This window comes from Burkholderia sp. Tr-862, assembly GCF_011753085.1.
GTDB lineage: Bacteria > Pseudomonadota > Gammaproteobacteria > Burkholderiales > Burkholderiaceae > Burkholderia > Burkholderia ambifaria.
Map to the genome: position 1 here is coordinate 16,534 of NZ_VWWG01000094.1, position 10,922 is coordinate 27,455.

12 protein-coding genes are annotated in these 10,922 nt (G+C 66.8%); 6 read left to right on the top strand and 6 right to left on the bottom strand.

Annotated elements, in window-relative coordinates:
• Window positions 1-162: 162 nt before the first annotated feature.
• From F3J14_RS22500 to F3J14_RS22510, 3 genes are all read left to right on the top strand, one after another.
• On the top strand, window positions 163-1,080 hold the full coding sequence (locus tag F3J14_RS22500; RefSeq protein WP_105833018.1) for a spermidine synthase: 918 nt from the start codon (window positions 163-165) through the stop codon (window positions 1,078-1,080).
• Between the two features lie 198 nt (window positions 1,081-1,278).
• Window positions 1,279-1,521 carry a DUF3311 domain-containing protein gene (locus tag F3J14_RS22505; protein ID WP_011657556.1) on the top strand — a complete coding sequence of 81 codons (243 nt, stop codon included), beginning with the start codon at window positions 1,279-1,281 and terminating at the stop codon, window positions 1,519-1,521.
• Window positions 1,518-3,068, top strand: coding sequence for a sodium:solute symporter family protein (locus F3J14_RS22510; protein ID WP_166724893.1), 1,551 nt, complete (start codon window positions 1,518-1,520; stop codon window positions 3,066-3,068). The genes F3J14_RS22505 and F3J14_RS22510 overlap by 4 nt, the downstream gene beginning before the upstream one ends.
• Window positions 3,069-3,151: 83 nt before the next feature.
• Here F3J14_RS22510 and F3J14_RS22515 read toward each other — a convergent pair whose 3' ends face one another.
• The 5 genes from F3J14_RS22515 to F3J14_RS22535 all read right to left on the bottom strand — a co-directional run bounded on the left by F3J14_RS22515 (window position 3,152) and on the right by F3J14_RS22535 (window position 8,283).
• Window positions 3,152-3,607 (bottom strand): VOC family protein, encoded by a 456-nt coding sequence (locus tag F3J14_RS22515; RefSeq protein ID WP_006761215.1) that lies wholly within the window; start codon window positions 3,605-3,607, stop codon window positions 3,152-3,154.
• 246 nt (window positions 3,608-3,853) lie between these two features.
• Window positions 3,854-4,807 carry a transaldolase gene (gene tal, locus F3J14_RS22520; protein ID WP_166724894.1) on the bottom strand — a complete coding sequence of 318 codons (954 nt, stop codon included), beginning with the start codon at window positions 4,805-4,807 and terminating at the stop codon, window positions 3,854-3,856.
• A 168-nt stretch (window positions 4,808-4,975) separates the two neighbouring features.
• Entirely contained in the window at window positions 4,976-6,187 is a 1,212-nt protein-coding gene (locus F3J14_RS22525) for a benzoate/H(+) symporter BenE family transporter (RefSeq protein ID WP_166724895.1), read from the bottom strand.
• Window positions 6,188-6,243: 56 nt separating this feature from the next.
• Window positions 6,244-7,419, bottom strand: a complete 1,176-nt coding sequence (locus F3J14_RS22530; protein WP_166724896.1) for a VWA domain-containing protein — start codon at window positions 7,417-7,419, stop codon at window positions 6,244-6,246.
• A gap of 21 nt (window positions 7,420-7,440) precedes the next feature.
• On the bottom strand, window positions 7,441-8,283 hold the full coding sequence (locus F3J14_RS22535; RefSeq protein WP_012364377.1) for a MoxR family ATPase: 843 nt from the start codon (window positions 8,281-8,283) through the stop codon (window positions 7,441-7,443).
• Window positions 8,284-8,527: 244 nt separating this feature from the next.
• On the opposite strand from F3J14_RS22535, the gene F3J14_RS22540 reads away from it, so the two are divergent.
• Window positions 8,528-8,887, top strand: a complete 360-nt coding sequence (locus F3J14_RS22540) for a c-type cytochrome (RefSeq protein WP_006754446.1) — start codon at window positions 8,528-8,530, stop codon at window positions 8,885-8,887.
• A 40-nt stretch (window positions 8,888-8,927) separates the two neighbouring features.
• Complete coding sequence (locus tag F3J14_RS22545) at window positions 8,928-9,287, top strand: cytochrome c (RefSeq protein ID WP_006754447.1); 360 nt, start codon at window positions 8,928-8,930, stop codon at window positions 9,285-9,287.
• Window positions 9,288-9,359: 72 nt separating this feature from the next.
• On the opposite strand, the gene F3J14_RS22550 is transcribed toward F3J14_RS22545, so the two are convergent.
• Window positions 9,360-9,794: a DUF1841 family protein gene (locus F3J14_RS22550; protein ID WP_012364375.1), complete on the bottom strand. Its 435-nt coding sequence runs from the start codon at window positions 9,792-9,794 to the stop codon at window positions 9,360-9,362.
• 264 nt (window positions 9,795-10,058) lie between these two features.
• On the opposite strand from F3J14_RS22550, the gene F3J14_RS22555 reads away from it, so the two are divergent.
• The coding region (locus tag F3J14_RS22555; RefSeq protein WP_166724897.1) for a DMT family transporter at window positions 10,059-10,922 on the top strand (864 nt) is incomplete at its 3' end.

A 10,922-nucleotide genomic window follows, 5' to 3' on the forward strand; every position in this document is an offset into this window, starting at 1 on the left:
CACCATCGTCCGACGTGCTGCTTGCGTAGCGATACGACGGCCATTGCATCGAAACGGCAGGCGCAGGGGGCAGGGCAGGCCAGAAGGCCGCCACCCCCCACCAATGCTATCCTCTCGTCCGCTCATCCGGCATCACCCAGCATTACCCAGCGAGATTCAATCATGTCCCGACTCATCAAGCGCGCGTCCGCCGAGGCACGCGCGTTCAAGCAACGCAAGGCGTCCGCCTACAACGGCTCCGACAAGCTCCAGCCGCCGCGCATGAAGCGCCGCCCGGAAATCGACGAACACGACGACGTGCCTGTGCTCGAAGCGCCGCGCAAGCCGCGCTTCGCGCCCGTCACGTTCTCGGAAGAGCGCGGCGTGCGCTTCCTGCACTTCGGCACCGAATGGGTGCAGGGTGCGATGCGGATCTCGAAGCCGCTGCACATCGAGCTCGAATACGCGCAGCAGATGATGGCGTGGCTGCTGTTCCTCGAAACGCCGGAACGGATCGTCCAGCTCGGGCTCGGCACCGGCGCGCTGACCAAGTTCTCGCACCGCTTCCTGTCGCACGCGAAGGTCGAGGCCGTCGAACTGAACCCGGCCGTGATCGTCGCGGCGCGCACGATGTTCGCGCTGCCGCCCGACGACGAACGCCTCGTCGTGCACGAAGCCGACGCATGGGATTTCGTCAATGATCCGGCCAATCGCGGCACGACGGGCGCGCTGCAGATCGACCTGTACGACGCGACCGCGCGCGGCCCGGTGCTCGACAGCGTCGCGTTCTACCGCGCGGTGCGCGGCTGCCTCGCCGACGCGGGCATCGCGACGATCAACCTGTTCGGCGACCATCCGAGCTTCGTGCGCAACATGAAGCACCTGAACGCGGCGTTCGACCATCGCGTGATCGCGCTGCCGGAAGTGCACGACGGCAACCGGATCGCGATCGCGTTCTCGGGCCCCGTGCTCGACGTGTCGTTCGCGCAGCTGGAAGCACGCGCGAAGCTGATCGAGGACACGCTGAAGCTGCCCGCGCGCAAGTGGGTGAAAGCTTTGAAAGAAACGACCGGCGCACGCGAATCGTCGTTCGCGATCTGACGCTCATGCACCGGCCGCATGCCGGTGCAACCGCGCGACTGGGGGCGGATCACCTCGGGTTCGCCCCCGCTTGACCGCGTGCTCGCGGCTCCTATACTGGCGCGAAGCCAGGGGAGCCGCAGCCTACCCGTTTCGCCGCTCCTCCCGGCGCCGTACCCGCTCAACAAGATCGATAACCGGGAAAGAAGAGGAGACGTCATGGCTCACGATGCCGACGCCAATCGGGCCGCCAAGCGCTGGCTCTGGCTGCTGGTGCTGCCGCTGATCGCGATGGTCTGGGTACCGTCGTACAGCAAGATCGAACCGCAATGGTTCGGCTTTCCGTTTTTCTACTGGTACCAGCTGCTGTGGGTCTTCATTAGCGCGGTGATTACCGCGTTCGTCTATTTCAAGACCAAGAACGCGTGGAAGGCGAGCGGCCCGCAGGGAGGTGCGCGATGAACCTCGGCGCAACCTTCGTCTTCGTGCTGCTGTTCATCGGCGTCACGATCATCGGTTTCCTCGCCGCGAACTGGCGGCGCGGCGATCTCGCCCATCTCGACGAATGGGGCCTCGGCGGACGCCGCTTCGGCACGATCGTCACGTGGTTCCTGCTCGGCGGCGACCTCTACACGGCCTATACGTTCGTCGCGGTGCCCGCGCTGGTGTTCGGCGCCGGTGCGATGGGCTTCTTCGCGCTGCCCTATACGATCCTGATCTATCCGTTCGCATTCGTCGTGTTCCCGAAGCTGTGGAGCATCGCGAAGCGCCACGGCTACGTGACGGCCGCCGACTTCGTGAACGCACGCTACGGCAGCCGGATGCTCGCGCTCGCGATCGCGGTGACGGGCATTCTCGCGACGATGCCGTACATCGCGCTGCAGCTCGTCGGCATCGAAGTCGTGATCGGTGCGCTCGGTTTCGACACGACCGGCTTCGTCGGCGACCTGCCGCTCATCATCGCGTTCGCGATCCTCGCCGCGTACACGTACACGTCGGGGCTGCGCGCGCCCGCGATGATCGCGATCGTGAAGGACGTCCTGATCTACATCACGATCGCGGCAGCAGTCATCGTGATTCCCGCGAAGCTCGGCGGCTTCGGGCACATCTTCGCGTCGGTGCCGCCGGCCAAGCTGCTGCTGAAGGCGCCTGATGCGATGAGCCTGAACGGCTACAGCGCGTACGCGACACTCGCGATCGGTTCCGCGCTCGCGCTATTCCTGTATCCGCACTCGGTCACGGCGATCCTGTCGTCGTCGTCGGGCAACTCGATCCGCCGCAACATGGCGATGCTGCCCGCGTACTCGTTCGTGCTCGGCCTGCTCGCGCTGCTCGGCTACATGGCGCTCGCGGCGGGCGTGAAGGACATGCCGCAGTACGCGCCGTACTTCAAGGCGTTCGGCCCGAACTTCGCGGTGCCCGCGCTGTTCCTCGAGTATTTCCCGTCGTGGTTCGTCGGCGTCGCGTTCGCGGCGATCGGCATCGGCGCGCTGGTGCCGGCGGCGATCATGTCGATCGCGGCCGCGAACCTGTACACGCGCAACATCCACCGCGAGTTCGTGAACCGCAACATGACGCATCAGCAGGAGACGCACGTCGCGAAGCTCGTGTCGCTGATCGTGAAGGTCGGCGCGGTCGCGTTCATCCTCGGCTTGCCGCTGACGTATGCGATCCAGCTGCAGTTGCTCGGCGGGATCTGGATCATCCAGACGCTGCCGGCGATCGTGCTCGGCCTGTACACGCGCGTGCTCGACCATCGCGGCCTGCTGGCCGGCTGGGCGGCAGGCATCGTGTGCGGCACGTGGATGGCGATCTCGCTGAAGCTGGCCGGATCGATCTTCACGATCCACCTGTTCGGTCTCGCGATTCCCGGCTACGCGGCCGTGTGGTCGCTGATCGTGAACCTGGTGGTGTCGGTGGCGGTGAGCGTGCTGGTGCGCGTGATGGGCATGGCGCATGCTGAGGATCGCACGCGGCCGGAGGATTATCTCGACGTCGTCGAGAGCTGATACGGGCGGCGCGGCCGCGCGCCGCGCATCGCGCCGCAATAGCGACGCCCGTCACTGCGAAGTGGCGGGCGTTTTCGCTGGCGTCAGCCCTGCGCGCGTTTCGCGAGATCCTCGCGCTGCGACAGATCCTCGACGTTGACCATCCAGTGCACGCCGAAACGATCCTTCGCCATCCCGAAGCCGAGCGCCCAGAACGTCTTGCCGAACGGCATCGTCACTTCGCCGCCGTCGGCGAGCGCATTGAACAGCTTCTGGCCCTCCTCGACCGTCGCCGGGTTCAGCGACAGCGAATAGCCGGCGTGCATGCCGCCGCCCGGTTGGCTGCAGTCGCCGTCCGAGCACATGATCATCGAGTCGCCGATCGTGAAGCTCGCATGCATGACCTTGTCGGCCATTTCCGGCGTCATCGGGTAATCGGGATTGGGCGGCGCATCCTTGAAATGCATCTTGAACATCGTCTTCGCGCCGAGCGCCTTTTCGTAGAACTGAAGGGCTTCTTCCGCGCGGCCGTAGAACGTCAGGTACGGTTGGACTTGCATCGTTGTCTCCTGTTGACCGGGCTGGCGTGTCGGGGCCGGCCCGGGTACTTCGAAGATTGACCGGGAAGAGCGCGTCGGGATGCGGCCGGCGCACTCGTGACGTGGATTGTAGTGCGCGCGCTTGACGATGGAATGAAAAATAAAAACGGCCGCGAACACGAGGTTCGCGGCCGTTCGCGGCACGTGCTGACGGCTGTTGTCAGCGTTGCTGACAGTTCAACTGACAGCAACCACGCGCTGTGCGGATCAGCGCAGCGAGTCGATCAGCTTTTCGAGCTTCACCGCGTCGGCGGCGAATACGCGGATGCCTTCGGACAGCTTTTCCGTCGCCATCGCTTCGTCGTTCAGCTGGAAGCGGAACGAGGCCTCGTCGATCGCGACGCGCTCGGTCGGCTTGTCGAGCAGCGCGTCCGGCGACAGCTTGCGCTCGACCGTGTCGTTGCTGTCCTGCAGCTTCTGCAGCAAGTCGGGGCTGATCGTCAGCAGGTCGCAGCCCGCGAGCTCGGTGATCTGGCTCGTCGTGCGGAAGCTCGCGCCCATCACTTCGGTCTTGTAGCCGAACGTCTTGTAGTACGTGTAGATGCGGCGCACCGACTGCACGCCCGGATCGTTCGCGCCGCCGTTCTTCGCTTCGTCCCAGTCGGCGCCGGCCTGCTTCTTGTACCAGTCATAGATACGGCCGACGAACGGCGAGATCAGCTGCGCGCCGGCTTCCGCGCTCGCGGCGGCCTGCACCAGCGAGAAAAGCAGGGTCATGTTGCACTTGATCCCTTCCTTCTGCAGCACTTCGGCCGCGCGAATGCCTTCCCACGTCGACGCGAGCTTGATCAGGATGCGCTCGCGGCCGATGCCGGCGTCTTCATACAGCTTGATGAGTTCGCGACCCTTGTCGATCGAGCGCGGCGTGTCGAACGACAGGCGCGCGTCGACCTCGGTCGACACGCGGCCCGGAATCAGCTTCAGGATCTCGGTGCCGAATGCGATCAGCAGGCGGTCGATGATGAAATCGGCGGATTCGTCGCGGTGATCGCGGACGGTTTTCTCGAGGATCGGCTTGTACGCGTCCTTCTGGACGGCCTTCAGGATCAGCGACGGGTTCGTGGTCGCGTCCTGCGGCTTGTATTGCGCAAGCTGCTGGAAATCGCCCGTGTCGGCGACGACGGTCGTGTACTGCTTCAGCTGGTCGAGTGCGGTAGTCATGGCGATTCGGGAGGAGGGCGCGGGGCGCCGGGGTTCTCACGGGCCGCGCGAGCGCGGCAGCGAAGCGAAGCGGCGCCGGGCGCCGCCTCCGATTCATCATTTTAGGCCCGATTCGTGTCGCGCACGTTTTGGCGTGCCGTTTGCAGGGCGGGCCCCCGCCGTGGGGCGCTACGCGGGGCGCCGTGCGTTCAGGATCACCTGCGTGACGATTCCCGCGACGAGCCCCCAGAACGCCGAGCCGATCGACAGCAGCGTGAGTCCCGACGCGGTGACCATGAACGTGACGAGCGCGGCCTCGCGCTGCTTCACGTCCTGCATCGCGTTCGCGAGCCCGCTCATGATCGAGCCGAACAGCGCGAGCGCGGCGACCGACACGACGAGCGCTTTCGGCAGCGCCGCGAACAGCGCGGCGATCGTCGCGCCGAAGATCCCGGCGATCAGGTAGAACGTGCCGCACCACACGGCGGCCGTGTAGCGCTTCGCGTGCTCCTCGTGCGCTTCGGGGCCGGTGCAGATCGCCGCGGTGATCGCCGCGAGGTTCACGCCGTGCGAGCCGAACGGCGCGAGCAGCAGCGATGCGAGGCCGGTGGTCGCGATCAGCGGCGACGAAGGTGTCGCGTAGCCGTCCGCGCGCAGCACCGCGATGCCGGGCACGTTCTGCGACGCCATCGCGACGACGAACAGCGGAATGCCGATGCTGACGATCGAAGCGAGCGAGAACGCGGGCATCGTGAACACGGGCTGCGCGAGCGCGATGTGGAAGCGGCTGAAGTCGAGCAGGCCGAGGCCGCCGGCCACCGCGGTGCCGACGATCAGCGTCGTGACGATCGCGTAGCGCGGCGCGAGCCGCTTGACGATCAGGTACGTGAAGAACATCGCGAGCACGAGCGCGGTCTGGAACTGCGCGGCGCGGAAGATCTCGATGCCGATCTCGAACAGGATGCCCGCGAGCAAGGCGGCCGCGATCCCGGCCGGAATGCGCCGCATCAGCGTGTCGAACAGCCCGCTCACGCCGATCGCGGTCAGCAGCAGCGCGCACACGACGAACGCGCCGATCGCCTCGGGATACGGCACGCCGGGCAGCGACGCGATCAGCAGCGCGGCGCCGGGCGTCGACCATGCGACCACGACGGGCGCGCGAAAGCGCAGCGACAGCCCGATCGTCGTCAGCGCCATGCCGATCGACAGCGCCCAGATCCACGACGAGATCTGCGCGTCGCTCAGGTGCGCGGCGCGACCGGCCTGGAACATCAGCACGAGCGAGCTCGTGTAGCCCGTCATCATCGCGACGAAGCCGGCGACGAGCGCGGAGACGGACGTATCGGTGAAAAAGCGGCGGCCGCCGGCGCGGGCTGCGCTCGCGGTGGGCGAAGGATTCATGCTATCTCCGGGGAGGGCCGCTCGGACGCGGCCTTCGTGTCTGCAGGTTGGGTTCGTTACTTGCTGAGCGCGCGCATCGCGGTTTCGAGGCCCGCGAGCGTGAGCGGATACATGCGCTGGCCGAGCAGGTCGCGGATCACCGCGACCGATTGCCGGTATTCCCATAGCCGCTCGGGCTCGGGGTTCAGCCATGCATGGTGGGGGAACTGGTCGGCGAGGCGGCGCAGCCATATGGCGCCGGCTTCCGGGTTGTTGTATTCGACCGAGCCGCCGGGCTGCAGCACTTCGTACGGGCTCATCGTCGCGTCGCCGACGAAGATCAGCTTGTAGTCGGGCGTGAACTTGTGCAGCACGTCCCACGTCGCGGTGCGCTCCGCATGACGGCGGCGGTTGTTCTTCCACAGGTGGTCGTACACGCAGTTGTGGAAGTAGTAGAACTCCAGGTGCTTGAACTCGGCCTTCGCGGCGGAGAACAGCTCCTCGGTGCGCTTGATGTGGTCGTCCATCGAGCCGCCGACGTCGAGCAGCATCAGCACCTTCACGTTATTGTGACGCTCGGGCACCATCCGCAGGTCGAGCCAGCCGGCATTCGCGGCCGTGCTGCGGATCGTGCCGGGCAGGTCGAGCTCCTCGGCCGCGCCTTCGCGCGCGAAGCGGCGCAGGCGCCGCAGCGCGACCTTGATGTTGCGCGTGCCGATCTCGACCGAATCGTCGTAGTCGCGGTACGCGCGCGCCTCCCACACCTTGACCGCCGTGCGGTTGCCGTTCGACGGGCCGCCGATGCGCATGCCCTCGGGGTTGTAGCCGCCGTGCCCGAACGGCGACGTGCCGCCCGTGCCGATCCACTTGTTGCCGCCTTCGTGGCGTTCCTTCTGCTCGTCGAGCAGTTCCTTCAGGCGCTCCATCAGCTTGTCGAGCCCGCCCATCGCCTCGATCTGCGCCTTTTCCTCCGGCGACAGCTCGCGTTCGAGACGCTTCTCGAGCCAGTCGAGCGGGAGGTCGAACGCTTCGGACGGCAACGCGGACACGCCGTGGAAATACGCGCCGAACGCCTGGTCGAACTTGTCGAAGTACTGCTCGTCCTTGACGAGCGTCATGCGCGCGAGGAAGTAGAACGCGTCGATCGACGGCGAGATCAGCCCGGCCTTCAGCGATTCGAGCAGCGTCAGGTATTCCTTCACCGAGACGGGCAGCTTGGCTGCGCGCAGCGCGTAGAAGAAATTGAGCAGCATGGCCGGGCCTTCGCGGGTGGGTTACCGGTTGTGCCGGTTCATGTAGACGAGCCGCTCGAGCAGGCTCAGATCCTGCTCGTTCTTCAGCAGCGCACCCGCGAGCGGCGGCACGATCTGCTTCGCGTCGACGCCGCGCAGCGCGTCGGCCGGGATGTTCTCGGCGAGCAGCAGCTTCAGCCAGTCGAGCAGCTCGGACGTCGACGGCTTCTTCTTCAGCCCCGATACGGTGCGCAATTCGAAGAAGCTTTCGAGCGCCGCGCGCAGCAGCTCCTCGCGGATGTTCGGGAAGTGGACCGCGACGATCTTCTGCATCGTCGACGCGTCGGGAAACTGGATGTAGTGGAAGAAGCAGCGCCGCAGGAACGCGTCGGGCAGCTCCTTCTCGTTGTTGGACGTGATGATCACGAGCGGGCGGTGCTTCGCGCGCACGGTTTCGCGCGTCTCGTACACGTGGAATTCCATCCGGTCGAGCTCGCGCAGCAGGTCGTTCGGGAATTCGATGTCGGCCTTGTCGATCTCGTCGATCAGCAGCACGCTCGGGCGCTCGGCGTCGAACGCCTGCCACAGCACGCCCTTCACGATGTAGTTCGAGATGTCCTTCACGCGCTCGTCGCCGAGCTGCGAGTCGCGCAGCCGCGATACCGCGTCGTATTCGTACAGGCCCTGCTGCGCCTTCGTCGTCGACTTGATGTGCCACTGCAGCAGCGGCATGTCGAGCGCGGCCGCCACTTCCTCGGCGAGCATGGTCTTGCCGGTGCCGGGCTCGCCCTTGATCAGCAGCGGGCGTTGCAGCGTCAGCGCGGCGTTGACCGCGAGTTTCAGGTCGTCGGTGGCGACGTAGTGCGAGGATCCTTCGAAACGCATGGTGGCGCTCTTCTTAATCGCAAAAAAACCCAGTATAAGTCAGAAGGGCTGTCCAGTCGGGCCGGGGCCGCGTATCGTTGCGGAGCTGCGGCGGGGCGGGCCGGGGCGCCTGGTGGACGCGTTCCCCGCCGACGCGGTACAATCTGGCCGTTTTTTTTGGCCTGCGTGGCGATCCGATAAGCAAAACGGCGCGGGCCGTTGCCGCTTCGGCGCCAGTTTCCCCTCAAGCTAGGTTACAAGAGCTATGAACAAATTCGTCGGCAAACACGTCGTTGTCGCGGCGCTCGTGGCGCTCGCGGGCAGCGCGCAGGCGGCCGGTGTGGTCGGCAACCCGAAGGACGGGGCGGGCAAGGCCGCCATGTGCATCGGTTGCCACGGCATCCAGGATTACCGCGCGGCGTACCCGGAGGTCTACCGGGTGCCCGTCCTTGGCGGCCAGAACCAGCAATACCTCGAGAACGCGCTGAAGGCGTACCGCAAGAAGGATCGTCATTTCCCGTCGATGAACGCGATCGCCGGTTCGCTGACGGACCAGGACATCGCGGATCTGGCGGCCTACTACGCCGCCCAGAAGGCCGACACGAAGGACAATCCCTACAAGTAAAGCGCGCGCCGCCGATCTGACCGGCGGGACAGGAGCATTCATGAACAACGCATTCAAGACGGCGGCGGTTGCACTGGTGGCCGGCCTCGCGATCGGTACCGCGCATGCAGCGGACACCGCGAAGGGCAAGGAACTGGTCGAGTCGCACAACTGCGCGGCCTGCCACGGCGCGCAATTGAACAAGCCGATCAACGCCGAGTATCCGCGCCTCGCGGGCCAGCACGCCGACTACCTCGTGTGGTCGATGCGCCAGTACCAGATGGGGCTGACGAATCCGCTGCTCGGTCGCAACAACGCGATCATGCAGGCGCAGGTCCAGAACCTGTCGGTCAGCGACATGAAGGACATCGCTGCCTACATCGAGTCACTGAAAGAGACCGATCTCGTCTTCAAGAAGTAAGCGCGCCGGACCTTGCCGGTCCGTGCAGCAGGAATACCCCGCCATGGCGGGGTATTTTTTTGTCCGCGGCGCTCAGTCGCGCGACGCGCGGCGCAGGATGCGCTGCAGGTACGCGTCCGTATCGGGCGGCGTGCCGGTGCGCTGCGCTTCCCAGATCGTCTCGCCGAGACATTCCATGATCACGTGCTGCGCTTCGTGCGTCGAGTCGAGCTTCGCGGCCAGCTTGTCGTGCGCGGCGCGGATGCCGGGCGGCTGGTCGATCGACAGCTGCTCGCTGATCGCGAGGTGCATCGACAGGTGCAGGAACGGGTTCGTGCGGCCTTCCTCTGGCGTGTAGTCGCGCGCAGTGGCGCCGTCGGCGTCCGCGAGGTCGGCGTGGTATTCGGGGTGCTCGACGATCCAGTCGGCTGCCATCGCTTCCAGCGGCGTCAGGATCTCGCCGGCGCGCTGCTTGCGCCAGGTCTCGGTGAAAAAGCGACGGACTTCGTCGCGACTCGGATTGAACATGGTGGGGAAACGTCGTGATTCGGGCGGCGTCATGCCGCGTCGCGCATTGTACGCCGGGTCGGCGCACGGTGCTGGCGGCGATGGGCGCGCGGGCGGGGCGCGCATCGTGGCGGTCCGCGGGCGCCGTGAGCGGCGTGGGCGGGAGCCAGCCTGCGCGGGCCGCGGCGCGGCGCAACGGGTAAGCGCGGGCTAGGCTGCCGGCCGCCGCGCCGCTACACTCCGACGATTCCCGTCGTCGCGCTTGCACCGCTCACCCCGCTCAACATGTCCGCCACCGCCCGCTCATCGTCCGCCGCGCTGCAGGGCGCGCTCTATGTCGCGCTGTCCGCCGCCGCATTCGGCGCGATGGCGATCTTCGGCCGCTATGCGTATGCGGCCGGCGTCGACGTGCTCGGGCTGCTGATCGTGCGTTTCGCGATCGGCGGCGCGATCCTCGCCGCGATCGCCCGGCACCGTCGCGTCGCATGGCCGCGCGGCCGCACGCTCGTGCCGCTCGTGGCGATGGGCGCGCTCGGCTACGTCGGACAGTCGTTCTGCTATTTCAGCGCGCTCCAGCATGCGCAGGCGAGCCTCGTCGCCTTGCTGCTGTACCTGTATCCGGCCTTCGTCACGCTGCTGGCCGCGTGGTGGCTCGGCGAGCGCCTGACGCGCGCGAAGGCGGTCGCGCTCGTGCTCTGTGTCGCGGGCTCCGCGCTGATGGTCGGCGGCGGCCACGGCGAGCCGCTCGGCATCGCGCTCGCGCTGGCTTCCGCGGTGATCTATTCGCTGTACATCGTCGGCGGCACGAAGGCGACGCGCGGCGTCGATCCGCTCGCGACCACCGCGATCATTTGCCTGTCGGCGACCGCGACGCTCGTCGCGATCGCGATCGTGCGGACCGCGGCGTTCGGCACGCCGCCGCGCTGGCCGGCGACTACCGCCGGCTGGGCGTCGATGCTCGCGATCGCGCTGGTGTCGACGGTCGCCGCGATGCTCGCGTTCTTCGCCGGGCTCGAGCGGCTGGGGGCCGCGCGTACGTCGATGCTGTCGACGCTCGAACCGGTCGTGACGGTCGCGCTCGCGGCGCTGCTGTTCGGCGAGGCGCTGTCGCCGCTGCAGTGGGCCGGCGGCGTCGCGATCCTCGCGGCC

Coding starts and splice junctions, on each gene's coding strand:
- F3J14_RS22500 (WP_105833018.1), top strand. CDS start 163: ATGTCCCGACTCATCAAGCGCGCGTCCGCCGAGGCACGCGCGTTCAAG.
- F3J14_RS22505 (WP_011657556.1), top strand. CDS start 1,279: ATGGCTCACGATGCCGACGCCAATCGGGCCGCCAAGCGCTGGCTCTGG.
- F3J14_RS22510 (WP_166724893.1), top strand. CDS start 1,518: ATGAACCTCGGCGCAACCTTCGTCTTCGTGCTGCTGTTCATCGGCGTC.
- F3J14_RS22515 (WP_006761215.1), bottom strand. CDS start 3,607: ATGCAAGTCCAACCGTACCTGACGTTCTACGGCCGCGCGGAAGAAGCC.
- tal (WP_166724894.1), bottom strand. CDS start 4,807: ATGACTACCGCACTCGACCAGCTGAAGCAGTACACGACCGTCGTCGCC.
- F3J14_RS22525 (WP_166724895.1), bottom strand. CDS start 6,187: ATGAATCCTTCGCCCACCGCGAGCGCAGCCCGCGCCGGCGGCCGCCGC.
- F3J14_RS22530 (WP_166724896.1), bottom strand. CDS start 7,419: ATGCTGCTCAATTTCTTCTACGCGCTGCGCGCAGCCAAGCTGCCCGTC.
- F3J14_RS22535 (WP_012364377.1), bottom strand. CDS start 8,283: ATGCGTTTCGAAGGATCCTCGCACTACGTCGCCACCGACGACCTGAAA.
- F3J14_RS22540 (WP_006754446.1), top strand. CDS start 8,528: ATGAACAAATTCGTCGGCAAACACGTCGTTGTCGCGGCGCTCGTGGCG.
- F3J14_RS22545 (WP_006754447.1), top strand. CDS start 8,928: ATGAACAACGCATTCAAGACGGCGGCGGTTGCACTGGTGGCCGGCCTC.
- F3J14_RS22550 (WP_012364375.1), bottom strand. CDS start 9,794: ATGTTCAATCCGAGTCGCGACGAAGTCCGTCGCTTTTTCACCGAGACC.